Origin of the sequence: Hymenobacter terricola (assembly GCF_017921975.2) — a bacterium.
Classification (GTDB): domain Bacteria; phylum Bacteroidota; class Bacteroidia; order Cytophagales; family Hymenobacteraceae; genus Hymenobacter; species Hymenobacter terricola.
Genome location: NZ_JAGEMO020000100.1, coordinates 1 through 26,452, shown reverse-complemented (window position 1 = coordinate 26,452; position 26,452 = coordinate 1). Strand labels below are relative to the sequence as shown.

The window sequence follows — 26,452 nt, the reverse complement described above, 5'->3', positions numbered from 1 at the left end:
GGTCGTCGAACGGAGCTTCGCTTGGCTCAGCCGGTTCCGCCGATTGGCCCGCGACTATGAGCGGCTCAGCAGCACCTTGCAGCAACTCCACTTTGTCGTCTTTACCTGTATCATGCTCGCTAGGCACACCAATAGTGCATAACAGGCTCTAGGCAAAAGAAACGCTTATTCCCATAATGCAAGCAAGATGATATTTCCGTGTTGCTTATGTTTATATATTGCTTGTATTGCAGTATTTATTAAATGGCATTAAGCCAGAATAACCGGTCGTCCCGATAATGACCGGGCAAGGCTACCGCTTGATGTACTGCAGTATTACATGCATAGGTTCTGCCAATAAAAACGATGAGCTGATATTATATCTCTTTGCTTACAGCCTACTTACAAGCTTTTTTTTGCAATAAATATGTATTGCAAGGTTGTCGTTGGCAATGATATATTAAAGTAAACTATACAAGCTATTGCTGTATTGCTCGTGATTACGTATTGCAATGAGGACAATATTTTGGTATTGCATGTGTTGTCGTATTGCAGTGTTGCTTAATGGCAGTATGTTTGTGAAGAATTCATTCCCCTCCGTATGCGCATCCTAACATTTGCCAACAATAAGGGTGGGGTCGGCAAGACGACCTCCGCGCTATCTGTTGCCCACCGCCTAGCTGAATTGGGCAACCAGGTGCTCTTTATCGATGCCGACCCGCAAGCCAATGCTAGCACAGCCTCTGGCTTGCCGGCCGAACACCCGCACTTAGGTCTGGCCCTCACGGAAGGGGAGGGAGTCCCCACACTGGCCTCCCTCTGCTATCCGCTCAGTACGGGCCTGAGCATGGTGCGGTCGGCACGCATCATGGCCCAGCAGGAAAAGGGCTTCGGTAATGCGCCGGACTACCAGTTTTTTTTCCGCCACCAGCTCGAAGATGTGCAGTCTCGCTTCGACTACGTCATTATTGACACCGCCCCAAACCTGGGACCACTTACCGTATCAGCGCTAGTCGCCAGCGAAGCGGTATTCATTCCGCTGCAACCCAATTTATTTGGCAGCGAGGGGATGACGGCCCTCATCGAAATGGTAGCCCGTCTCAAACGTAACTTCAATCCGCAATTGCGGGTCGGAGGCATCTTTTTCACGAAGTACTCGCCTACCTACCGCAAAGCCCTGCATCACCAATACGCCCGCGACCTGCAGGCCGACCCAGCACTGGCCGCGCTGATCATGCGCCAATCCATTCGGGAAAACGTCTCTTTAGATGAGGCCCAGAGTATGCAACGCCCCATCTACGACTGGGCACCTAATTCCAACGGAGCCGCTGACTACCGCGGCCTCACCGACGAAATTCTTACACGCATTTCCTGATTTTTATGGGCAAGCCCTCAATGACTGGCACGCGCCCCCGGGTGGCCGCGAGTGCCGATGACCTGATATACGGGATAGAGCCCGCTACAGCCTTGTTGCCCCCAGCGGGGCCGGTGGCGCTCCCCCCACCAGCGGAGCCGGAGGCTGTCACGGTAAGCCGGGTAGTGTTCACCAACCAACTCAAGCCCGATGTATATCGCGAACTGCGCCAGTACGAGTACTGGGCACATATGGAGTTGCACGAGGTGCTACACGAAGCTCTGGTAGCTTATTTGGCCGATAAGCCCGAGGCGAAGAAAGCCCTGCCCCCTAAAGTGGCCGCCAAAACGCTCAAGCGTTTGGTGCGCAAGCCCGATTAGCAGGCTTAGTCGGTAGCTGCTTGCTTATCCCAGCGCCACACTTCGGGAGCCGGTCTTATTACCGACAGGGGAGGGCATCTCGCGATTCGGGCTTCGCTGCCGCCGCGCCGCCGCCCCCGAAAACTAACTGCGCTTCGAGGCTTTGTTTTTAAAGAAATATTTCACAAAAAGCTAGCTCTTTAGAATATTAAGCTATATTAGAAGTATTACCCCCTCCGCAACCCCCTGATTATCCGTATATTGAAGAGGCTATGTGTAACTAGAAAGACGGCAAGTGTAACCAAAAAGACGCTAACTGTAACTAAAAAGACGGCAAGTGTAACCAAAAAGACGTTGGCCACTTAGTTTACCTGTAACTGAAAAGACGGTGCCTGTAACCAAAAAGACGCCACCTATCTGTAACCAAAAAGACGTTTGGAATCGGTCCTAAGTGTAACCAAAAAGACGTTGCCCCTCCGTTCCAAGTGTAACCAAAAAGACGTTAGATACCGGGTCTAAGTGTAACCAAAAAGACGTTGGTACCCGGCTCTATGTGTAACCCAAAAGACTGCATTCAATGCAACCGGAAGACCCCAACCAGCAGCTTGCCCAACACAACGCGCTGATAAACGCCCGTTTTTCGATGATACCGCTGCAAATGCGGTTGTTTGTGTCCATGCTGGCTCGGCAGGACTTTGGACAAACCGAGTTCCGCAGCCACCTTATTCCCATCAAGGAATTGATTCTAGATTCACATGGAGGGTCGTCCTACGAACGGGTGGACGCGATGTGCCAGAACATCATGGAGTTTAAAATCTACATCGAGAAGCTGGAGCCCCAAACCCGCCGTCGCACCAAAAAGCCGGCCTTTACTTACATCAATCTGATTTCGACCGCCAGTTGGGAGCCCGAATTGGGCGGGGTGGTGGCCAGCTTCAACGTGGATGCCCTACCTTACTTGCTGCAACTTCAAGAAGCCGGCAACTTTACCCTGGCCGACCTACAAGAGGTCCAGAAGCTCAAAAGCCCCTCCGCCCTGCGCATCTACTGGCTGCTGAAAGAATACGCGGAATTCGGTCGTCGCACCATGAGCGTGCAGGAGCTGCGGTTCGTGCTTGATGTGCAGGACCATGAATATCCCCAATTCAGGAGCTTCAAGGCAAAAATACTGGAACCTGCCCGCGACCAGCTTGCCGTCACTGACATACCCTTTTCCTACGAGGTGCAGCGGCAAGGCAAGGTGGTGCAGCGGGTTAGCTTCCAGTTTGCACGCAAGCCCCCGGCTAAGAAAGCGCCCGTATTGCCGGTAGATTCATGGGCTACCGCGCTGCTGGAGCTGGGATTGAAGTCCGACAGCATCAAACAAGTGGAAGCCCAGCTAAAAGCCAAAGAATACGACGAGGGGTACTTGCGCTTCGTCATCGAAAGAGTTGGGTCACAGCACCGGCTGGGAAAAATTAAAAAGCCCGCCGGAGCCATCTATAAAGCATTGGTAGAAAAATATCTGTTGCCGGATTACCTGGAGAGCCAGCGCGCAACTGCTCTACCAAAAAAGGCACTGGCTGCCAAAAAAGTGGCGGTGACTGCTGAAGTTGCATACTTAGTGGACGAAGTACGGGCTATGTACGACAACCCTGGACCCTTCGCCAAGAAAGACCGGCTGCCCACCTTCGAAGAGCATTTGCAGGCCATTTACCTTTCCCAAGGGTTTGGCATGGAGGAACGCGGCGGCCAAAAATGGCTTGTGAAGAAATAAGGAAATAATGGTGCTTCTGGCTAGAAACCGTTAACAGATAGGTAATAATTTGGGTTAAGGAAGAAATGCTCACCGATTCTCAATTGGCGGGTTTGGTACCGCTTGGGTGGGATGGGAAGGCACCTGCGGCGGGCACCACTGCACATCATTGCCGCTTCGCTCACTGCAGCGCGCTCGAATCCGAGTCGGCTTTTGGTGAATGAGTTCTTGGTGCTTGCTGGGGTAATATAAGAAGCCCCCTTATGTCTCTTCGCAGACCTGCTGGCGTAAGAGGAAGTGAAGAAAAAAGGAGAAGGAAAAACGGTAATGCGGCATCAACGGCAGGAGAGAGGTTACTTGAAATAGTTCAAATACGCCGAAGGCTGGAAATGGTCGCTGTGAAAGTTCAGTTTGGCTTGTTCAGGGAGGGCTATTGGTCAACTTTATTTAGTGCAAAACCTCTGAAAAAGTACTTAATGCTAAATCCCTCAGCTAATTGTGTATAAAAGCACAATAGTTTCTTTTAGTTTCTCAAAGTCGCTTGAGCGCCTAGTGCTAGGGGGTATAAAAGGGTATTGCGGGTGTGTGTGTGTGCTGCTTTGTGCCTGAATAAAACATTGATTATCTGTCTGTTGTGCTGAGCTAGTATTAAGCTTCGTCCGGACTGAGTTAGCAGCCACCCCCACGGCCTTTTTTTCGAAAGGGCTTCCAACTTCTTGACCACGCCTTAGCGGCCTGGCCAGATGCACGCGTGGCCGGGCCGCTAAGGCGTGGCAGGAACGGTTCATCCAGGGTCCTCTTGCCGGCGAGGGGCTCGCGCAGGTTGGTTTCGGTAACCTTGGGCGCCCGGTGCCCAAGGTTACTTTTGCCGCTCTCATCCCCCTTACCCCATGACCACTGCCATGCATGCGCTCGGGTTCCACCGCTTCGGCGGGCCCGAGGTACTGGAATACCTGACGGTGCCGGTGCCGCCCTTGCGCCCGGGGCACGTGCTGCTGCGCCCCGAAGCCATCGGCCTCAACTTTGCCGACGTGTACCGCCGCCGGGGCCATTACCATTTGGCGGGCGAGCCGCCCTATGTGCTCGGCTACGAAGCGGCGGGCACCATTGCCGCCGTAGCCCCCGATGTGACCGGCTTCCGGGTGGGCCAGCGCGTGGCCGTCGCCGATGTGCCGCACGCCAACGCCGAATGGGTGCTGGCCCCGGCGACGCACCTGATTGCGGTGCCCGATGCCGTGTCCAGCCCGCAGGCCGCGGCCGTGCTGCTGCAAGGCCTCACGGCGCAATACCTGGCCACGGACAGCTACCCCGTGGGGCCCGGCACCCTGGCCGTGGTGCACGCGGCGGCCGGCGGCGTGGGCCAGCTGCTGACCCAGTACGTGAAGCTGCGCGGGGGCACCGTGGTCGGCCTCACTTCCACGGCCGACAAGGCCGCCGTGGCCTGGGCCGCCGTGGCCTGGGCCGCCGGGGCCGATGCGGTGCTGCACTACGCCGATGACTGGGTGGCCGCGGTGCGCGCCTGGCGGCCCGGCGACCGGGCCGGGGCCGATGTGGTATACGACTCCGTGGGCAGCACGCTGCCCCAGAGCTTGCAGGCCGCCCGCCGCGGGGGCGGGGCGGTGGTGTTTTACGGCATGGCCGGCGGCAACCCGGCGCCGGTAGACCCGCGCCACCTCATGGACGAGTCGAAAACCCTGACCGGCGGCGACTTGTGGCGCTACCTGACCACGCCCGAAGAGCGGCGCCGCCGGGCCGCGCGCCTGTTTGCGCTGCTGACCAGCGGGCAGCTGCGCGTTAACATTTCGCGCACGTTTGCCCTACACGACGGAGCCGCTGCCCACCGCTACCTCGAAAGCCGCCAAAGCACCGGCAAGATCCTGCTGCTGCCGTGAGCAGGCATTGACAATCCCCCGCTGCCCTGACCGCAGGCACTGGGTCCCTCGCCAAGTGCGCTGCGTGCGCGGTCTAGGAAATGGGAGGCGATCAAATGCGGCCGGCCGTAAGCCGTGAAATATAGTGGGAGCGGATGGCTCCGACTCCCGCCTTGTAGGCCGATATTACTCCGCTCATTAGGGATGAGACTCCTTGCTTACCGGGCAAGCGCCTCCGGATGCGGCTTCCCGGCGAGAGCCCGCTTGGGGTGTATAACGTTAATTGAACGTGCGTTTGAAAAACGTTATAAGACGTAGTTTTGCGACTTACCCCTCTCAAGTATGTCGCCAACGGCTCCCCGCTACGTTCCCTACTTCCGCGTGAGCACCGCCCGCCAGGGCCAATCCGGCCTCGGCCTCGAAGCCCAGCAAGCCGCCGTGCGCACTTTCGTCGCCGACCCGGGGCAACTGCTGAGTGAGTACGTCGAAATCGAGAGTGGGAAGAAGAACCAACGGCCCCAGCTGCTGGCGGCGATTGCCGAGGCCAGAAGGGTAGGAGCGACGCTGTTGATTGCCAAATTGGATCGGTTGTCCAGGAACGCGGGGTTCATTTTTGCTTTGCGCGACTCCGGGGTGGCTTTTGTCTGCTGTGACATGCCCGACGCGAACACGCTCACGGTGGGACTCTTTGCGGTCATCGCTCAGCACGAGCGCGAAACCATTTCGAAACGCACCAAGGAAGCCCTGACCGCGAAGAAGGCCCGGGGAGCGAAACTGGGCACGCCGGCCAACCTAACGCCCGCGGCCATCGCGAAAAGTCGGGAAGTGCGCCAGGCCAATGCCCGCACCAACCTGCAAAACCAACAGGCCTCGCGGCTGGCCGGTTTGCTCCACGCCCAGGGCCACACCTTGCAGCAAGTCGCTCACGAATTAAACCTAGCCGGTTTCCGGACGCGCCGCAATTGTTCGTTTCTGCCCATGTCGGTGCAGCGGCTCTTAAAGCGGCATGCGAGACAATAGTAGCTGCCACCGGTTGCGCAGGAATTGCTGTGCAGCCAGGCCACCTTTTAAAGTACGTGACCGGCTTCTGCCGTCGCTGCCCTGCGAACGCAAAACGCAAGGCAAAGCCGCGTAAAAGGGCTTGTCCAATGCTGTAAAAAGAATGGCTTCAGGCTATAACGTTACCCCCGGCGCAACAAACCGGTCCTGCGGTTGACCGTCCTCGCAATGCTCTAGCATTGGGTTGTGATACAAGCCCGTTTCCGCACACGCAGCTTGTCCGGCGTAAAACGGTTGCTCACTGCGAAGGATGCTAATGGCGACGCCTTCGACCTGATCTCCTACGGCTAGCCCATTGCCTTCATTGGCCCCCTCCACCTCTTCCAATGTCCAAAGTTCCGCATATTGACGGAGTTCTTCTCCCGTTGGAGCTGCAATCCCAAGCGCAACGTTTACGGCGCGACGGACGCTGTATTCCTGGCGGTGTGATTGCGTAAAAACGACCGTTATGCCCTTGGCCACACCCGGTGCCAGATTCTTAAGAGGGTTCATTTCTGACACGATGACCAAGCCAAAAGCCCGGACCTCTTGCTCTCGCAGCCGCAGCACAACCTCCCGGGACCACGCCTGCATTAAGCCAGCGGGCGTGTCGTCTGGGTCCATGTTGAGCTCCCGGGCTTGCGTATATTTCTCGCCGCGAATGCTGGCGAACGTCTCCATAAGGGCTTGTTCTATTGCTTGAGCCGGCATTCGCAGGCCAGCGCCATCCAACAGGCTGTGCTTATAATACGCTTCGGCTGCTGCCGACGGGCACCCCCATTGCGCCGCAAGGAGGAGCTGAGACAATTCCCTGTTTTCTGGGCTGCTTTTTCGGCGGTAATCAAAGTTTAGGTAGTGGCCATTCCTTACGTTGTTTTCTAGGCGTGCTGCTTCCTCCGGATTCTTGCGTTTGGTTACTTCAAAGCGCCGATCCGTCTCCCCGGTGACGTAGGTATCCCAGATAAACTTGCCGATGAAGACGAGGAACAGGATGCCGAGGATGGACAGGATTCCCATGGACGTAAGGGCCGGCGAAAGGCACAAGCGCCGGCAAGGTAGCACTGGCTCTTAACTGTGAAGAGCTGTCAATAACACAAAAAGAGGGCAGGAGTCGGGTCGACACTGCATTCAAACCAACGCTGCCAACTATTGACGTCCTGCGGATGCTCGTTTATAACATGTAAAAAGTCGACGGGTGTTCGCATCAAACATTAGTTTGCTAAAATATTTATCACAATTGTGCAGTCACCACGAAACAATAGTGCATTATCTAAATAAATTAGTTTACTTGCCGATGAAATGAATATTCCACGTCATCTCAACTTCTACCCGGCTACATGCGATTACAATTATACTTAGAAGCTCCCGAGCGGGTGCCCTTCGATTACCTTCCCACGCTGAAAAGTGCTTTCCATCGCTGGGCGGGCCACAACGAGGCCTTGCACGAAGGCCTTTCCCTATACTCCTACGCCTGGCTGCGTGGCGGCCGGGCCGGGCGCGGCGGCATTCACTTCCCGGAAGGTGCCAGTTGGTTCATCTCTGCCTTTGATGAGGCGCTGATTCACGAACTGGTAAGCGGTGTTGTGCGAGCTCCCGAATTAGGTCTGGGCCTGCGGGTGGCCGATGTGCGGATGCAGCGCGCTCCGGAATTTGCGGCGGGCGAACAGCCCTTCCGCGTGGCCAGCCCAGTGTTTATTAAGCACGAAATCGCGCGAGATAAACCCGCCGACCACCTTCTTCCTGGCCATCCAGTGGCCGACGAGCAGCTCACCGCCACCTTGCGCCACAAACTCCGCCAGGCCGGCCTGGATGATGCCGGGGCCGCCGTGCGCTTCGACCCCGCCTTCCTCGCCACCGCTAAAACCAAGCTTTTCCGCTACAAGCAGGTGCAGTGCCGCGGCAGCATCTGCCCGGTGCTGGTGTCTGGAACGGGCGAGCAGATTCAGTTTGCTTGGGAAGTCGGCGTGGGCCACTCCACGGGAATTGGCTGCGGGGCGCTGGTGTAGGTTTTCTAATTAAAAAACAACCTCTTATTTCAGATGGAAACGCAGCAGAATAGCGCCTTCGCGCTCAATTCTCAATCCGGCGACCCCTTCGCTGATGTGGGCGCGGCCGTGCTTCAAAAGCTGTTGGCGCAACATCCCGGCTGGCAAGCGAAGGATGCGCTGAAGTTTGCGACCGACGTGTACGTGCGGGAGTGGCAGGGGAAACTGCACGCGTTTTTTCTCAATTCCGGCATTACGAATCCTTCCAACAAGGGCAAGGAGATGGAACGGACGCTGGAATATTATGAAGGACTGCTGACACCGAATGGTGTGCGTGAGCAAGGCTGGTGCCGGGTGTCCGGGAGGCTAGAACCGCTGTTTCCAGCTGGGCGCGAGAACCAGATTCTGACCGGTTCCGGTACGTTTCTGAATTTTAACCACGGCATGGAAAGAGGGCTGCAACTTGGCGGCAGCGCTTTATTGGCGATGTATTTTGCACCGCTGGGCTGCATTGAAGTAGGCGGGAATCCGGCGTTGGTGCATAGCAGCCGGCCCGACATTACGGCACTGCTAGCTTCGAGAAATTTGAAGGAAAACTTGCGGCCGACTAATGCCGAGTTGAAACCGGGACTGGCAAAATCCAGTCGTGGCAATCCGGCAAATGCCTTATTCGGTTACGTGGACGAGATTTTGAAGGAAGTCAAGCGTGAGGCCGGCAAGTTGCCGGATGGCCCGGCCCCGGCGCTGACGCTGTACAACTTTACTAATTTTGGTGCAAAGCCGGATGTGACACTTCATCACCTGTCCGCCACAGTGTTTGATTTTTACCAGCAGGTCATGGCGGCCTTCAAAGAGCCTTGGACGTGGTTCGTGCGGGCGCACTACCGCAGCAGCAAGTTCAAAGGGGCGCGGGCACGGCCGGATAGCACGGCGCTGCTGGTACCCGGCAAACCCAACGAGGCGCCGGCGGTGGTCGAGCCCGCAACTTATCAGGCCTGGAGCAATGGTATTTATCTGCGGCTGCTGCAAGGCCAGAGCCTGCTGCCACTTATCCGGGAATGGTCGCGCACCAATCACCTGCCTTTTGAGCTGACCACTTACTACTGTGAAAAAATATTGAACATGGACCGCAAAACCCTTGAATTGATTGCCCAGGTGGCGCGCTACGTTGCCACGGAAACCGACGATTCGGCCATCAAGCGAACCCTGACCCGCCTGAGCACCGCCCGCACGGGTAGCGAGGTCCGCCTATTGCTGGTCGGCTTGCAGCGCCGCAACTACGAAAACGATGCGCCGGAACCTCTCCTGCGGCTCGACGACTATGTGCGCTACCTCTTCCCGGATGGCACCAGCTGGCGGGAAATACGCGACCTGCTCTTGATTTCCCTGTACGAGCAGCTGCACGAAAACAACCGCCATGTGGAGCTGGAAGAAGGCCTGGAAGAAGTTGCGGGCGATGAAGACAACCAAACCGACACCGAATAGATGACTCTCTACTTCAACTTTTCATGAACAATTTAAAAACCCAGGGCTTCGTGTTGCTTGACACAGACGTGGCCGCCCTCAACAATTCGGGCAAGGACGCGCAGAGCGCCTACGACAATGCCGTGGCCACGAAAAAAATCACAAAGGGGCGCAGCACCCACGTGTACGTGTCGGGTCAGGCGTGGCGCTACTGGTGGCGGCAAACGCTGCAAAAAGACCACAACTGGGCGATGTCGCCGGTAGAGCGGACCAAAGATGTGGCTTTCACGGAAGCTAATCCGCTGAAGTATGCCGACGATGACGTGTTCGGCTACATGCGGGCCACGAAGGATGTGGATGTGGACCCCGCCACCGACCAGCCCAAGCTGGATAAAAAGGGCAAGCCGCAGATGGTAGACGCGACGGTGACGCGGGTGTCGCCGCTCAAAAACTCGGCCCTGATTTCGGTATCATCGGTCCAAACGGCCCATTCCTGGTCGGTCATGGCCCGCATGGATGGCAACCCCGTGCCTTACGTGAAGGAAGAGTACGGCACGGTACTGAAAGGCATGTTTTCCATTGACTTGCAGCAGGTGGGCACCTTTGCAACGTATAACCGCACCGGCTACAAAAACCTCACCGCCGGCCTGCAAGCGCAAGCCCTGAAAGACGGCGGTGAACTGGTGCCCGACGAAGGAATGCGCAACCCCAAAGGCGAACCGCAGCAACTGGTACGGGTAGCCCGCGAAACCCGCCTGCACCGGGTGCAGGACACCTTGCGGGCCCTCAAAACCCTGACCGGTGGGGCCATGCAAACCAATAATTACACCGACGTAACGCCCAAATTTATCGTGCTGGCCACGCTCCAAAGCGGCAACCACCCCTTCGGCCACATTGTGCGGAATGGCGGGCTGTTTGGCGGCGAAGTGGTTTTTGACAAAGAAGCCCTGGCCGAAGCCCTGCGCGACTACGCCGACCAACTGACGGGCACGGTGTACATCGGCCGGCGGCGGGGCTTTATGGAAGAAGAATTTGCCGATATGGGCGAATGGGCCAAGGATTTTCCGAACGTGAAGCTGGGCTCGGTGGTGGAGGCTATTGAGGGCTATTGCAAAGAACTGGAACAATGGATGCCGTAGCCCAAGCGCCGCGCCCGGCTTTCCGGGTGCGGGTGAGCAGCTGGACGTGCAGCTTTCGCTACCCCAACCTCATCAGCGGCGTGCAGCCCACCCTGCATGTGCCGCCGCTCAGCACCGTGCTGGGGCTGCTGAATGCTGCGGCCGGCCGCTACCTTGCTCACAAGCAACTGGAAATCGGGTACGTATTCGATTTTGCCGGGCAGGCCGTGGATGTGGAAACCATCTGGATGGTGGCCGGGGCCAAGCGCAAAAACGCACGGGGTGAAGACGTAATTGTGGCTTCCAACAACGTTAAGTCGAACCCCGTGCGGCGGGAGTTTCTGTTTGAGAGCAGCCTGACGCTATATCTGTTCGATGAGGAACTGGTCAATTGCTTCCGGCAGCCCGCGTACCAGCTGCTGCTGGGCCGCTCCGGCGACTTAGCGACGGTGGACGAAATTCAGGAGGTGACTTTAACACCAGTAGCGGGTCGGGCCCGTTTGCGCGGGCAGGTCGTGCCGTTGCAGCCCTATTTCCTGCCGGGCCAGATCCAGGCCCTGCCGCAATATTTCACTAACACATTGCCTCGTCAGAACCTCGGCACGCAGCCGTATTCGGTGCTGAGCCCGCGCGAAGCCATGGTGGAAGCAGCCGTGCCCGCCTGGTACGATGCCGATGCGCGGACGGCGGCAGCTACCCACCGGCAGCACATAGTAGGCAGCCGCGTCGAGGCTTCGGATATCTTTCTCCATACGCTTCGCTTTTCCGCGGCCGATGGCACAGCCGGGTAACATTCTCGCCAAATCGGCGCACGACGGCGAGGAAGCGTTGTCGTTGCCGCAGCACACAATGGACGTGCTGTTGGTGCGGCAGTTGCTGCGCTCGCAGTTTCCTAAAGCGGCTACCATAGCCGGCAATTGGTTTTGGGACGACTTATGGTGGGCCCTGCTATTGCACGATACCGGCAAGGTCCACCGGGAATTTCAAAAGCTACTGGCCGACCAGCCCAACCAGTGGCAGCGCCAGCGACACGAGCTGTTTTCGCTGCCACTGGTGGGCGCATTGGTAAAGGACGAAGAAAGTCGCCGCCGGGTATTATGGGCCGTCGCCGGCCACCACCGGGACTTCAGGCGCCTGCGGTCTTTCCTAGGCGAACGATACCTGGAGCTGGACCCGCTATTGCACAAGCAGACGCAAAAAACTTTCACCTCCGACTTTCAGGCCAACATAGCAATGGCCGACCTGCGGGCAGTACTCGGCATCTGGAACTTGCTTGTTCCCAAAACACTCCCCTCCCTTGACCCCATAGATGCGGTCCAACTGCCCGCAACTGGCTACTACGTGGCCGACAAAGACGGCTGCGCCCTCACCCTGCTAGCCGGCGCTTTTCAGCACTGCGACCATTTAGGCTCGGCGCGGGTGCAGTCGTTGCCTACACTTAACCCGGCGCGGTTCAAGGCATTTGATGCGAAGATGAAAGTCTGGACCCTGCACCAGCACCAAACCGATGCTGCCCGCACCAGCGGCAACGTGCTGCTCACGGCCCCTACGGGCTCGGGCAAAACCGAAACCGCCTTGCTATGGTTGCGCCAGCAGGCCGAAGAGCTAGGGGCCACCCGTCTATTTTACGTGTTGCCCAACCGTGCTTCCATCAATGCCATGCACAAGCGCTTGGAGACGGAATTTGGCGAAAAGCAAGCCTTAACGGCTGTGCTTCACGGCAAAATGACGGATTTTCTCTACCGCACGGCTACCAATCCGCAATTCAACGCTGGGCAGCGAAGCAAAGAGGTAAAGAGGCTGCGCGAGCAGTTTCGCACCTTGGCCCGGCCAGTCAAAACGCTGACGCCTTTCCAGGCCATCAAGCACCTGTATGGCCTCAAAGGGTTTGAGAAGGGCTGGTTTGAATGGGTCGGCTCGTGCTTCGTATTTGATGAAATTCACGCTTACGAACCCAAGATTTTTGCCGAAATTACTCTGCTTATTCGGGTGCTGACCCAGCAACTTGGGGCGCGGGTACTGGTGATGACAGCCACGCTGCCAGCGCACTTGCGGGCCGAATTGGAGCACGCCCTGGGGCCTCACACGCCCATCAAAGCCGCCGACCGCCTGTACCCCGATTTTAATCGGCACCGCGTAGCAGTGCTGAAAGGCCGGCTAGCCGACAGTCTGGACCAGATAAAGGCCCGGCTGCAAAGCAAAAACAGCACCGGCCAATCTTGCCGGGTGCTGGTAGTGGCCAATACCGTGGCCCAGGCGCAGGAGGTGTTTTTAGCGTTGCGCAAACAAGTGCCAGACGGTACCGCCGTGCTGCTGCACGGGCGTTTCAATACCGAAGACCGCTGGGATAAGGAAAAAGCGTTGCAGGATTCGGAAAGCATTCAGCTCTTGGTAGGTACGCAGGCCATCGAAGTCAGCTTAGATATTGACTTCGACGTTATTTATACCGAGCCCGCCCCGCTCGATGCCCTGATTCAACGCTTCGGCCGCGTTAATCGAAAACGAAAAAAGGGCTTGGCCGACTGCTTCATCTTTGCCGAATCCAATGCCGACGACCATTTCATTTACGCTGACCGGGACGTGGTGAGCCGCACGCTGGATAAGCTACGAGAAGCTGAGGCAGCAGATGGCACTCTAGAAGAAAGTGCATTGGGCGGCTTTTTGCAGCACGTATACCAGGGCTGGCAGCCGGACGAGCGCACTGCTTATGACCATCATTTGGCCATGATGGATAATAACCTAAAAACCATCCTTCAGCCCTTTTCGGCCGACCCTGCCCGCGAGGAAGATTTTTATAAGCAATTTGACGGGGTACCGGTGGTACCGCGAGAATTGGAGGCCGAGTATCGGCGGCGCTTGGCGCGGTTCAACTTCATTGAGGCCGAGGCGCTAACAGTGAGTTTGCGGGCTGGCCGGTTTCGGGGCGAGTTAAGTCGAAAATTTATTGAGCGGCAAACGGCGGTGGCCGTTTTCTCCCACACCAAAGGCAGCGCATCAGATAAGGAGGAAGGCCTTACAGCTATCCCATTCTACGTCATCAACCGACCTTACAGTACCGAGTTAGGCTTGCAGTTTCCCAAAGAAGTGCTGCGGGACGACTTTGAAGAACAGAGCTCGCACGATGCTTCAGACTCCCAACTGTAACGATGAAGCCGCTCACCGCCACCCACGTCAAGTACTACCACCTGTGCCGGCGCAAGCTCTGGCTCTTCGACCGCGACGTGTGGATGGAGCACACCTCGGAGGCCGTGGCGGCGGGCGAGCTGCTGCACCGCACGGCCTACCCGCAGCGGGCCGAGCGCTACCGCGAAATCAGCCTCGGCGGCAGCAAGATTGACTTCTACGACCCGCAGCGGAAGGTGGTGCACGAGCTGAAGAAGTCGAACAAGATGGAGGCTTCCAACGTGGCGCAGGTGAAATACTACCTCTGGCTGCTGGAGGAGCATGGCGTGGACGGCCCCACCGCCATTCTGGAATATCCGAAGCTGCGCCAGACCCAGACCGTGGCACTCAGCGACGAGGACCGCGCCCGCATCCCCGACGAGTTGGCCGCCCTGCGGGCGCTGCTGGCCGACGGCACGGCCTGCCCGCCGGTCCTCCACAAGCCCTTCTGCCAGCAGTGCGCCTACTACGAGTTTTGCTACGTGGCCGAGTGAACCCATGAAAAAGACCTACTACCTCTTCAACCCCGGCCGCATGAGCCGGCAGGACAACACCCTCAAATACACCGCCTACGACGAGGACGGGGCCGATGCCCAGACGCGCTTTCTGCCCATTGAAGACGTGGCCGACCTTTTCGTGTTCGGCTCCCTCGATGCCAACTCCGCGTTGTATAATTTCCTGGGCAAACACGGGGTATCGGTGCACTTCTTCGATTATTACGAGCACTACACCGGCTCCTTCATGGCGAAGGAATACCTGCTGGCCGGCCGCTTGCAGGTCGCCCAGACGGGCCATTACACCAGCGGGAAGAAGCGCCTCGTGCTGGCCCGCAAGCTGGTGGAGGGCGCGGCCTTCAACCTGCTGAAAAACCTGCGCTACTACCAGAGCCGGGGCCGCCAGGTGGCCGAGGAAATCGCGCAGATGGAGCTCTACGTGGCGGCCCTGCCCTATACCGGCACGGTGGCCGAAATCATGGGCTACGAGGGCAACATCCGCCAGACGTATTACCGTTGCTTTGAGCAGCTGGTGAGCGTGCCGGGCTTTACTTTCGGCACCCGCAGCACCCAGCCGCCCCAGAATGAGCTGAATGCCCTCCTCTCCTTCGGCAACATGCTCTGCTACGCGGCCTGCCTGTCGCAGATTTACCATACCCAGCTCAACCCTACCATCAGCTTTCTGCACGAGCCGGGCAGCCGCCGCTTCTCGCTGGCCCTCGACCTGGCCGAAATCTTCAAGCCGCTGCTGGTGGACCGCACCATCTTCCGCCTGCTCAACAAGAAGGAAATCCAACCCCGCGACTTCGTGCGCGAGCTCGACGGTTGCCTATTGAAGGAGGCGGGCCGCAAAACCTTCGTGCGCGTGTTCGAAGAGCGGCTCAAGGAAACCATCCAGCACCGCCGCCTCAATCGTAGCGTGAGCTACCAGCACCTCATCAAGCTCGAGTGCTACAAGCTGACCAAGCACCTGCTCAGCATCGAGGAATACCAACCCTTTAAAGCCTGGTGGTAGCCCCATGTACGTCATTCTCGTGTACGATATGAAGCAGCAGCGCGTGGGGCGCATGCTGAAACTCTGCCGCCGCTACCTGCATTGGATTCAGAACTCGGTTTTTGAAGGCGAAATCAGCGAGGTGAAACTAGCCGAGCTGCTGGCCAAAGCCCGCGACATCCTGGAGGAAGACGAGGATAGTCTCATTCTCTTCAAAAGCCGCACCCAACAATGGCTGGAAAAGGAGGTGATTGGCCGCGAGCGCAGCCCGCTGGACAATATTTTATGACCCGTTCTAGTCGTCGGTCGAACGACTACCGGGCTTATAATACTACTCGTTGCGACATTATCTGATATAAGCTACTGATTCACAAGGTCGTCGACACCCCAGTGAAATCATCCTATTGGTCACCGACGACTTAGCCAGTTGTTACGAGACGCCTAATGTGGCCTGAGTGACTGCAAACGCCTATACTTGTAACTCAATTGGCGGGCTTCAATCGGACCGTGAGGAATTGAAATAAGTGTGGACGCTCGACTGCCTGCTCGACTACTTCGCTTCAATCGGACCGTGAGGAATTGAAATTGGGTCGGGGGATACATAGTACTTCGTCACGTAGGGGCTTCAATCGGACCGTGAGGAATTGAAATATGAAGCCAACAGCCAAAATGAACAGGGCGAGGGTGGCTTCAATCGGACCGTGAGGAATTGAAATAGGTGACGTAGCGGTGAATGATGCCGGCCAGCTCTGCTTCAATCGGACCGTGAGGAATTGAAATGTGTTGTCCAGGTCGCCGCCCAGCAGCAGGTTCTCGGCTTCAATCGGACCGTGAGGAATTGAAATGGGATAACAGAGTAGGCAGCAGGGCGACGCGGGTTGCTTCAATCGGACCGTGAGGAATTGAAATACAATGCCCACTGGTCCGGCCAGCTTGGCGGCGAGGGGCTTCAATCGGACCGTGAGGAATTGAAATTTTTATAGCGAAACGACGTGCCCGCGACGGCCCGCTGCTTCAATCGGACCGTGAGGAATTGAAATTGGTGCAGCTGGATGCCGACCATGCTCTATTGGCTGGCTTCAATCGGACCGTGAGGAATTGAAATGCGTGTTGAGCGCAGATGCCTACCACCGCCTACTGGCTTCAATCGGACCGTGAGGAATTGAAATGTGAAAAACCCCGTGGAACGTGTCGTCGGCGGGAGCTTCAATCGGACCGTGAGGAATTGAAATTGAAGGCCGTTTCGGCGTCGTCAAGCCGGGAGCCCAGCTTCAATCGGACCGTGAGGAATTGAAATCGATGTACTGGGCTTTGGCTTCGGTGTACACCCGGGGCTTCAATCGGACCGTGAGGAATTGAAATACGATAACCCGGTTTTGGCCAAGGCCGAGCCCGGCGCTTCAATCGGACCGTGAGGAATTGAAATGGGTGAGGCCCTGCTGTTGGGCCAAGATGGACAAGGGCTTCAATCGGACCGTGAGGAATTGAAATAAGGTTGGGCTGGCGATGTAGCCAACGCCGAGATAGGGGCTTCAATCGGACCGTGAGGAATTGAAATGTGTAGGTAGCGAATTGCACGTCATTTTTCAGCCAGCTTCAATCGGACCGTGAGGAATTGAAATAGTATTAAAGCAAATTACAGTGAACTCATGGCGAGTGCTTCAATCGGACCGTGAGGAATTGAAATGCTTCTACGGCATCAAACGCTCGGGCTTGGCACATCGCTTCAATCGGACCGTGAGGAATTGAAATAAGGGAACCACCACAAGGGGCAGGCTGCCGCTCACCGGCTTCAATCGGACCGTGAGGAATTGAAATTTCCAGAAGCCGGTGGTTTTGAACGCGGGAACCGGCGCTTCAATCGGACCGTGAGGAATTGAAATGTACTCAAAGGGCAAAGCCGAAAAAGCGGGCGATTTGCTTCAATCGGACCGTGAGGAATTGAAATTTGAGTGCCGGCGCGTGAACGAGGCGGGGCTGTCCGCTTCAATCGGACCGTGAGGAATTGAAATGGGGCATGGTGTAGCTGAACGGGGCCAGTTCGGGCAGCTTCAATCGGACCGTGAGGAATTGAAATGGAACACCAAAAAGAAGTTTAAAATCGACCGCACTGCTTCAATCGGACCGTGAGGAATTGAAATGAAGATGGCCGGCCGATGTACCTGGACATCGTGACGGCTTCAATCGGACCGTGAGGAATTGAAATGGAACACCAAAAAGAAGTTTAAAATCGACCGCACTGCTTCAATCGGACCGTGAGGAATTGAAATGAAGATGGCCGGCCGATGTACCTGGAAATCGTGACGGCTTCAATCGGACCGTGAGGAATTGAAATTCTTAACGCCGTTCAGGTAGACGTTATACTTTTCGCGCTTCAATCGGACCGTGAGGAATTGAAATTCTTAACGCCGTTCAGGTAGACGTTATACTTTTCGCGCTTCAATCGGACCGTGAGGAATTGAAATTCTTAACGCCGTTCAGGTAGACGTTATACTTTTCGCGCTTCAATCGGACCGTGAGGAATTGAAATAATGCATGGAAAAGCTCTCGGTGGAAATTGCCAACGGCTTCAATCGGACCGTGAGGAATTGAAATGCGAACAGGCTGGCGGCGGGAGCAGCGCCCTGCATGCTTCAATCGGACCGTGAGGAATTGAAATTCGTAAGGGTCATTGTCGCTCATCTCATAGGCCACCGCTTCAATCGGACCGTGAGGAATTGAAATCTGATGAAGCGCGCCACCCCGGCGGGCAAGCGCGCTGGCTTCAATCGGACCGTGAGGAATTGAAATTGAAGTCGTGGCTTTTGGCCAGGTCGATGCCGTAGCGCTTCAATCGGACCGTGAGGAATTGAAATGGGCGTACAGCAGGGCAGTGTAGGCCCGCAGCAATCGCTTCAATCGGACCGTGAGGAATTGAAATTGTAGCGCTCGTTGTGCGCCCAATGCTCCTGTATCAGCTTCAATCGGACCGTGAGGAATTGAAATGGGAAGAATCGGCCAACGTATTTGTAGGTCACGTCCGCTTCAATCGGACCGTGAGGAATTGAAATTTTGGTAGCGCCGCAGGGCGTGGCGGGCGTTGGTGGCGCTTCAATCGGACCGTGAGGAATTGAAATGCGGCTATCGGTACCTGAACAAGTGGGCCGCCCTGCTTCAATCGGACCGTGAGGAATTGAAATATGTAGCGGCGGCGGGCCTGGGCGCTGCCGTAGTTGGCTTCAATCGGACCGTGAGGAATTGAAATGGGGTTACGCAGTTGGAAAGCGGGGAGGAATACCCGCTTCAATCGGACCGTGAGGAATTGAAATATAACGATGTGGCTCCCATTCCTCCAATCGGCTGGCTTCAATCGGACCGTGAGGAATTGAAATTGGCTATTAAGGACTGTTATCAGGCCAAGATGCTCAGCTTCAATCGGACCGTGAGGAATTGAAATTGAATGGCCTCAGCCTTAGCCACAAGCTCTTTCACCAGCTTCAATCGGACCGTGAGGAATTGAAATCTGTTTAAACGGGCGGCGGCAGTTCTTTGGGGCTTGCTTCAATCGGACCGTGAGGAATTGAAATTTTTCAGCAGCGCCGTTTTGTTGTACAAGCGCCCGTGCTTCAATCGGACCGTGAGGAATTGAAATATGGGATGGGCCTACTGGCAGCGCTACAGGAGCGGCGCTTCAATCGGACCGTGAGGAATTGAAATAGGCCAGGGCCGCCGCTACCTCGTGCTTGGCGTGGAGCTTCAATCGGACCGTGAGGAATTGAAATGCGCTACTCCACGGCTGGCAGGGGAAGCCGCCGCTGGCTTCAATCGGACCGTGAGGAATTGAAATGATGAAATCGAGCGCCAGATTCAGGTACGGCACTTGCTTCAATCGGACCGTGAGGAATTGAAATGATGCTGACCGCGTTTTGGTGACGGGCGTAGAGGTGCTTCAATCGGACCGTGAGGAATTGAAATATTTAACCGGCTTGGTGGGGTTGGCGGGGGTCAGGTGCTTCAATCGGACCGTGAGGAATTGAAATTGCACAGCGACCGGTGCGGCGCGGGCATCTCCCGGGCTTCAATCGGACCGTGAGGAATTGAAATGGAGAGCAGCTGCCCAACCAGAATGGGGGCAGCATCGCTTCAATCGGACCGTGAGGAATTGAAATGGGGTGCTGACCTGCCGCTTCATGCGCGAAAAAGCAGCTTCAATCGGACCGTGAGGAATTGAAATATGTACTCCCACGATTGCACAATATCGGGCGTGACCGCTTCAATCGGACCGTGAGGAATTGAAATGAGATAACAGAGTAGGCAGCAGCTCAGCACGGGTTTGCTTCAATCGGACCGTGAGGAATTGAAATAGGTGAGCAAGTCGCCCAGCACGGAGGATTTGATAGGCTTCAATCGGACCGTGAGGAATTGAAATAATCGTGCAGGGCCACCACGGCGCGGAAGATGTGCTGGCTTCAATCGGACCGTGAGGAATTGAAATCCGAAACGCGGCAGGCGGGAAAGCGCAGGCGCAGGGGCTTCAATCGGACCGTGAGGAATTGAAATAGGTTGTTGCTGGCCAGCTGCAATTTTTGGAAGGCGGCTTCAATCGGACCGTGAGGAATTGAAATTTCATTATCGAAGGCACGTCCGACTTTTCCAATTTGCTTCAATCGGACCGTGAGGAATTGAAATAGGTGGGGCTAGTGCGCTGCATTTTGAGTTGCGAAGCTTCAATCGGACCGTGAGGAATTGAAATGGGCGAAGCTTACCCCGCTCATGCTGGTGCGCGTGGCTTCAATCGGACCGTGAGGAATTGAAATAGGTGGGGCTAGTGCGCTGCATTTTGAGTTGCGAAGCTTCAATCGGACCGTGAGGAATTGAAATGGGCGAAGCTTACCCCGCTCATGCTGGTGCGCGTGGCTTCAATCGGACCGTGAGGAATTGAAATTGGCCAGACTTGGCAGGGCCACGGCTTCAATGGTGGGCTTCAATCGGACCGTGAGGAATTGAAATAATTAGGGGCCACTTCGGATGGTAGAGCGCAGGAAGCTTCAATCGGACCGTGAGGAATTGAAATTGATGAACGACCAAGTGTACTCCCACGATTAACCCGCTTCAATCGGACCGTGAGGAATTGAAATTGGCGACGGCTGGCGTCGTCACAGTTAAAGCCCTCGCTTCAATCGGACCGTGAGGAATTGAAATTATGCTTGTCGTTCGCGCCTCTATTCCTCTTCCAAGCTTCAATCGGACCGTGAGGAATTGAAATGGGAGCGGTAAGGAGAAGAAGCCCCGGCCGATTTTTGCTTCAATCGGACCGTGAGGAATTGAAATAAAAGGCCTCTTCGGTTAAGTCGGCCAGCGCATAGATGCTTCAATCGGACCGTGAGGAATTGAAATACTACCTCCGCAATCATTACGGGGTGCCGTGGCGCAGCTTCAATCGGACCGTGAGGAATTGAAATTGGCTCATGGCTGCGCCAATGGGGCCGGGCTGGGCGCTTCAATCGGACCGTGAGGAATTGAAATGCCGCCAGCGGCTGGGCGGCCAAGTACGTAAAAGGCGCTTCAATCGGACCGTGAGGAATTGAAATTCGGGGAATTGGAAGTCGGAGCTGGTGGCCATAAGGCTTCAATCGGACCGTGAGGAATTGAAATCGAATTTTGGCTCTCCGGTTTACCTGCGGACTCATAGCTTCAATCGGACCGTGAGGAATTGAAATTATTTCCAGAGCCGGCCGCGCAGCAGCCAGCTCGGTGCTTCAATCGGACCGTGAGGAATTGAAATAAAGTTACCCCGTCGAGCTTCGCCCCCGTGAAATGGCTTCAATCGGACCGTGAGGAATTGAAATGGCAAAACTAAGGCCTACGTGATTGACGCTTACCGGGGCTTCAATCGGACCGTGAGGAATTGAAATGGACAAAGCGGGTTTGGTCCTGAAAGGTGAAGCCGGCTTCAATCGGACCGTGAGGAATTGAAATTCGTAGGTCACGGGCACGCCCGTAATGCGAACGCGGGCTTCAATCGGACCGTGAGGAATTGAAATGGGTGAAGCCGCGGCCGTCTAGGTAGTCGTCCTGCTGCTTCAATCGGACCGTGAGGAATTGAAATGAGTGTCCGAGCCGGGCGGCAGCCCCTTGCCGGCCCGCTTCAATCGGACCGTGAGGAATTGAAATTCGAAGCCAGATAAAGAGCGTACAAGTTCATCTAAGCTTCAATCGGACCGTGAGGAATTGAAATCTGCCCTTTCCTATCTTTTGCAAATGGCGAATCAGGGCTTCAATCGGACCGTGAGGAATTGAAATAGATGAAAGAAGCAGAGGCGCGGGCGGCGTTGGCCCGCTTCAATCGGACCGTGAGGAATTGAAATCTGTACAGCCACGCCGTGCCCTCCGCCGCCCGCCTGGCTTCAATCGGACCGTGAGGAATTGAAATTGGTTTCCTCGCCGTTGGCCTGGGCAATGGCCAACTGGCTTCAATCGGACCGTGAGGAATTGAAATGGGGCAGGACGACGGCACGGCGAAAAAATACGTGTGGCTTCAATCGGACCGTGAGGAATTGAAATAATTAATCGAGCACAAAGCCGATAGGCAGCACCGGGGCTTCAATCGGACCGTGAGGAATTGAAATGGCGCTAGCTGGGCTACTTTATTGCCCTGAAAAATAGCTTCAATCGGACCGTGAGGAATTGAAATCAGATAGCGAAGCCACTGAGCCAGGTGGTGGAAGAAGCTTCAATCGGACCGTGAGGAATTGAAATTAGGTTAAAAAATCGCCGCCCCAGGCGAGGCCGCAGCTTCAATCGGACCGTGAGGAATTGAAATGATTCAGCGTTATTTCGTGCAGGCTGCTACCCGAGGCTTCAATCGGACCGTGAGGAATTGAAATAAGGTGGAGCGCACCAAAGGCACCAGCTGGCAAATCGCTTCAATCGGACCGTGAGGAATTGAAATTTTATCGTGAACGGCCGCGAGGACAAAAGCAATATCGCTTCAATCGGACCGTGAGGAATTGAAATTGCGTATTACGGTCGCTCCGGGCGTCGGTCAGGGTGCTTCAATCGGACCGTGAGGAATTGAAATTTTCGGATAAGGACACCCCATTCTACCAAGGGATTGGCTTCAATCGGACCGTGAGGAATTGAAATGGGCTTCCGTGGCTACAGGGGCGGGGGACGTGAGGGCGCTTCAATCGGACCGTGAGGAATTGAAATGGGTGTCGTCCAGCAGCAGGCCGATGCCGCGCAAGGGCTTCAATCGGACCGTGAGGAATTGAAATAGCTGCAACGAGCACACGCCCACCAATTCGGCGGCGGCTTCAATCGGACCGTGAGGAATTGAAATTGTTGTAGCGCAGCAGGGGCCGCCAGTTCAGGGCCAGCTTCAATCGGACCGTGAGGAATTGAAATCGCAATAAGCATCCACGTTGCGCACCCGGCATCGTAGCTTCAATCGGACCGTGAGGAATTGAAATGGTTGGGGCAGCAGGAAGTGGTGGAAGGCCAGGGTGCTTCAATCGGACCGTGAGGAATTGAAATTTGGAGGCGTTTAAGCGAGGCGAGAAAGTCTTTCAGGGCTTCAATCGGACCGTGAGGAATTGAAATGGGTGGCGCAGCTTGACGGTGATTTTGTCGCGCATGCTTCAATCGGACCGTGAGGAATTGAAATAGGGCAGCAGATGCACCGCAACGAGGCCGCCAGCGAGCTTCAATCGGACCGTGAGGAATTGAAATTGAGCTTGCCCATCAGACCTCCGGGTTGCGGGGTTGCTTCAATCGGACCGTGAGGAATTGAAATTGTTGTCGGCGGTGTAGCCGGCGCACACCACGTTGCGGCTTCAATCGGACCGTGAGGAATTGAAATATGAGAACGCCCCGCCCGAAAGCGGCGTGTTCTACTGCTTCAATCGGACCGTGAGGAATTGAAATAGGTGGGGCTAGTGCGCTGCATTTTGAGTTGCGAAGCTTCAATCGGACCGTGAGGAATTGAAATCGAATACTTGGTTTTTAGCAGCGTAAACGCCCCTGGCTTCAATCGGACCGTGAGGAATTGAAATGGCTTCTAGGAGCATTAGAGCACGGCCACCGGTAGGCTTCAATCGGACCGTGAGGAATTGAAATGGAGTACGGCCCCCTGGTGCAGCTCCTGCTGGGGGCTTCAATCGGACCGTGAGGAATTGAAATGAAGTACCACCGGAGATAGCCCCGGTAAGCGCATCAGCGCTTCAATCGGACCGTGAGGAATTGAAATTGGAACAAGCCCGAATACCAGCCCAGCAAGCGCCGGCTTCAATCGGACCGTGAGGAATTGAAATGGTACTAATAAAGTAGGTATCTACTCGAATTATGTGGCTTCAATCGGACCGTGAGGAATTGAAATTGTAGGGGCGGCTGAAGCTGCCGTGGGTGGTGTTGGCTTCAATCGGACCGTGAGGAATTGAAATAATTTTGCGTCTGGCATACCACGTACTTGGTGGTGGGCTTCAATCGGACCGTGAGGAATTGAAATTCGAGGGCCAGGCGTACACCGTATATTGGCCGGCCGGGCTTCAATCGGACCGTGAGGAATTGAAATAAGCCCTCGTACGTGCTGCCGGGGTTGAGGGTGAAACGCTTCAATCGGACCGTGAGGAATTGAAATAGCAGGTGGAAGCCCGTGCGCAGGAAGCTGCCCGATGCTTCAATCGGACCGTGAGGAATTGAAATTCGCCGCCGCCATCGCTAATGGCGCGCGGCATCGGCGGCTTCAATCGGACCGTGAGGAATTGAAATGGAAGCCCCACAAGGTATCAGCAGCAACACCGCAAGGCTTCAATCGGACCGTGAGGAATTGAAATTAGAGACTGCCCGCCACGCCGGCCAGCATCCGGTAGCTTCAATCGGACCGTGAGGAATTGAAATGTGATAACGAGCGGCGAGCCCGCGCCCGTAGCCCCGGCTTCAATCGGACCGTGAGGAATTGAAATTGGTGAAGCTGGCCACGCGGGCGTAGCGCACCGGCTGGCTTCAATCGGACCGTGAGGAATTGAAATTCGTTGTCGGCCCCGGCAATGAGCAGCATCTCGCTGGCTTCAATCGGACCGTGAGGAATTGAAATGGTTGAGCTTCAACGGCACGAGCATTTATATCGACCGCTTCAATCGGACCGTGAGGAATTGAAATTACTGAAAGGCATACTGCGTCGGGTCTTCGTAGAAGCGCTTCAATCGGACCGTGAGGAATTGAAATAATAAGCCAAGCCAGCGCCGGCAAGGTGAAGGCCCCGCTTCAATCGGACCGTGAGGAATTGAAATTAGGCCAGCCCGACGACTGGCAGCCCTACCGCGTGTGCTTCAATCGGACCGTGAGGAATTGAAATTAGTTAATCAGCCGCTGGTTCAGCGTGCGCGTCAGAGCTTCAATCGGACCGTGAGGAATTGAAATTTATCAGCGGCTTGCGCGGCGGTTTCGACGATGATTGCTTCAATCGGACCGTGAGGAATTGAAATACGCTGGCCGAGGCGTGCAGCAGGAACGGCAACAAGGCTTCAATCGGACCGTGAGGAATTGAAATAAATCACCTTCTGGGATTAGCGCCGCCTACTTCACCGCTTCAATCGGACCGTGAGGAATTGAAATTACTTGGAGTTGCAATCAATGCTCAGCAGCAGCATGGCTTCAATCGGACCGTGAGGAATTGAAATGGAACACCGTCATTGCGCGGTTGTACGTGCCGGAGAGCTTCAATCGGACCGTGAGGAATTGAAATGTCACCACGAACGGCGTGTTCTCGCGCTTGTCGATGCTTCAATCGGACCGTGAGGAATTGAAATCGCCATCCGCGACCTGCTGGCCCCCTTCGGCTACAGCTTCAATCGGACCGTGAGGAATTGAAATTGAAGAAAGGCGCGTAAGCCTCGAAGTTGAAACGTGGCTTCAATCGGACCGTGAGGAATTGAAATAAGCTCAGCTCCTGGCGCAGCGCCGGGCAGAGCACCGCTTCAATCGGACCGTGAGGAATTGAAATCTGAAGAGGTAGCGGACCACGAAGTCAACCCGGTAGCTTCAATCGGACCGTGAGGAATTGAAATTGCACTCTACCGCGCGCGACAACCGCTGGTGCCCACGCTTCAACTTCAATCGGACCGTGAGGAATTGAAATTGATAACGGCAATGCTGCCGGGCTCCACCTTATCGAGCTTCAATCGGACCGTGAGGAATTGAAATTACAAGTAGAGAATGCGCTTGGCCTGGGGGCCGGCGGCTTCAATCGGACCGTGAGGAATTAGATTATTTGGCCGTGTCAATAGTTGAAATTCTACCGGTTTTCGTACGGGTTTTCCCTCCCCCTTGAACGGCCCGAAACCGCCGTAAATGAGGGCTTTTAGCGTTCCTGTTTTTCGAACGCCTCCGGCCGCCTCGCGCGAACAAAGCGGCCCGAAATATCAGTGACCGGCCTGAAAGCAGATAATAGCTTGATTAATAGTAAATTACGAAAAGGGCGGCGACGTGTTCTATTCGCTCCCCGAACCGCCGCAATCGCCTGAGGATGAGCCCGAACGGCCACTCGGCGGCCGCTGCATCTGGCGGGTTTTTCGGGTCCGGGGCGGATGAGCCGCCCGGTGACGCCGTTCCCGCGCGTTTTCTCGGCGGTTGCCCACGGCAACCACTGGGCACTATGCCCTGTTTTACAGGCTGTTGTACCCAGGGCGGGGGCGCGGCCAGGGGCGGGGCGTCCGCGTCCGAGAAGGGGCGGTGAGTCCCCCTCCGCGCACGGACGGAGTACTCCCTCCGGTCCAAAGGCTTCCAATAACTTCCAAAGGCTTCCATTATTGATTATTGGAAGCCTTTGGAAGTTATTGGAAGCCTTTGAAAGCCTTTCGTTTTCACTATTGCAATCCTTTAGTATCCTTTGCAATCCTTTAGAATCCTTTGCAATCCTTT

General features: G+C 55.8%; 15 protein-coding genes and 1 CRISPR repeat array. Of the genes, 14 read left to right on the top strand and 1 reads right to left on the bottom strand.

Going from position 1 to position 26,452, the window contains the following annotated elements; translation table 11 throughout:
* The 6 genes from J4G38_RS25360 to J4G38_RS25335 all read left to right on the top strand — a co-directional run.
* The coding region (locus tag J4G38_RS25360) for a transposase (RefSeq protein WP_226163858.1) at nucleotides 1-142 on the top strand (142 nt) is incomplete at its 5' end.
* 438 nt (nucleotides 143-580) lie between these two features.
* A complete protein-coding gene (locus J4G38_RS25355; RefSeq protein WP_210521941.1) occupies nucleotides 581-1,354 on the top strand; it encodes a ParA family protein in 774 nt (257 codons plus the stop codon).
* 5 nt (nucleotides 1,355-1,359) lie between these two features.
* A complete protein-coding gene (locus J4G38_RS25350) occupies nucleotides 1,360-1,713 on the top strand; it encodes a hypothetical protein (protein WP_226163856.1) in 354 nt (117 codons plus the stop codon).
* 556 nt (nucleotides 1,714-2,269) lie between these two features.
* Complete coding sequence (locus tag J4G38_RS25345) at nucleotides 2,270-3,448, top strand: replication initiation protein (protein WP_210521943.1); 1,179 nt, start codon at nucleotides 2,270-2,272, stop codon at nucleotides 3,446-3,448.
* 869 nt (nucleotides 3,449-4,317) lie between these two features.
* Nucleotides 4,318-5,319, top strand: a complete 1,002-nt coding sequence (locus J4G38_RS25340; RefSeq protein WP_210521944.1) for a quinone oxidoreductase family protein — start codon at nucleotides 4,318-4,320, stop codon at nucleotides 5,317-5,319.
* A 321-nt stretch (nucleotides 5,320-5,640) separates the two neighbouring features.
* The gene (locus J4G38_RS25335; protein WP_210521945.1) at nucleotides 5,641-6,318 is read left to right on the top strand and encodes a recombinase family protein; all 678 of its coding nucleotides are present in this window, start codon (nucleotides 5,641-5,643) and stop codon (nucleotides 6,316-6,318) included.
* Nucleotides 6,319-6,471: 153 nt separating this feature from the next.
* On the opposite strand, the gene J4G38_RS25330 is transcribed toward J4G38_RS25335, so the two are convergent.
* Nucleotides 6,472-7,353 carry a hypothetical protein gene (locus J4G38_RS25330; protein ID WP_210521946.1) on the bottom strand — a complete coding sequence of 294 codons (882 nt, stop codon included), beginning with the start codon at nucleotides 7,351-7,353 and terminating at the stop codon, nucleotides 6,472-6,474.
* Between the two features lie 320 nt (nucleotides 7,354-7,673).
* On the opposite strand from J4G38_RS25330, the gene J4G38_RS25325 reads away from it, so the two are divergent.
* From J4G38_RS25325 to cas2, 8 genes are read left to right on the top strand one after another with little or no spacing between them, the layout of a single operon-like run.
* A complete protein-coding gene (locus tag J4G38_RS25325) occupies nucleotides 7,674-8,342 on the top strand; it encodes a CRISPR-associated endoribonuclease Cas6 (protein ID WP_210521947.1) in 669 nt (222 codons plus the stop codon).
* Between the two features lie 33 nt (nucleotides 8,343-8,375).
* Nucleotides 8,376-9,806: a type I-B CRISPR-associated protein Cas8b1/Cst1 gene (cas8a1, locus tag J4G38_RS25320; protein WP_210521948.1), complete on the top strand. Its 1,431-nt coding sequence runs from the start codon at nucleotides 8,376-8,378 to the stop codon at nucleotides 9,804-9,806.
* Between the two features lie 23 nt (nucleotides 9,807-9,829).
* A complete protein-coding gene (gene cas7i / locus J4G38_RS25315; RefSeq protein ID WP_210521949.1) occupies nucleotides 9,830-10,924 on the top strand; it encodes a type I-B CRISPR-associated protein Cas7/Cst2/DevR in 1,095 nt (364 codons plus the stop codon).
* The gene (cas5b, locus tag J4G38_RS25310; RefSeq protein WP_210521950.1) at nucleotides 10,912-11,694 is read left to right on the top strand and encodes a type I-B CRISPR-associated protein Cas5b; all 783 of its coding nucleotides are present in this window, start codon (nucleotides 10,912-10,914) and stop codon (nucleotides 11,692-11,694) included. Before cas7i ends, cas5b begins: the two co-directional genes overlap by 13 nt.
* Complete coding sequence (gene cas3 / locus J4G38_RS25305; protein ID WP_210521951.1) at nucleotides 11,678-14,047, top strand: CRISPR-associated helicase Cas3'; 2,370 nt, start codon at nucleotides 11,678-11,680, stop codon at nucleotides 14,045-14,047. The genes cas5b and cas3 overlap by 17 nt, the downstream gene beginning before the upstream one ends.
* A 2-nt stretch (nucleotides 14,048-14,049) precedes the next feature.
* Nucleotides 14,050-14,559 carry a CRISPR-associated protein Cas4 gene (cas4, locus tag J4G38_RS25300; RefSeq protein ID WP_210521952.1) on the top strand — a complete coding sequence of 170 codons (510 nt, stop codon included), beginning with the start codon at nucleotides 14,050-14,052 and terminating at the stop codon, nucleotides 14,557-14,559.
* A gap of 4 nt (nucleotides 14,560-14,563) precedes the next feature.
* Nucleotides 14,564-15,574, top strand: a complete 1,011-nt coding sequence (gene cas1b, locus J4G38_RS25295; protein ID WP_210521953.1) for a type I-B CRISPR-associated endonuclease Cas1b — start codon at nucleotides 14,564-14,566, stop codon at nucleotides 15,572-15,574.
* 4 nt (nucleotides 15,575-15,578) lie between these two features.
* Nucleotides 15,579-15,842, top strand: a complete 264-nt coding sequence (cas2, locus tag J4G38_RS25290; protein ID WP_210521954.1) for a CRISPR-associated endonuclease Cas2 — start codon at nucleotides 15,579-15,581, stop codon at nucleotides 15,840-15,842.
* Nucleotides 15,843-16,046: 204 nt separating this feature from the next.
* Nucleotides 16,047-25,800: a CRISPR direct-repeat array (repeat unit 29 nt; unit sequence GCTTCAATCGGACCGTGAGGAATTGAAAT).
* Between the last annotated feature and the right edge of the window lie 652 nt (nucleotides 25,801-26,452).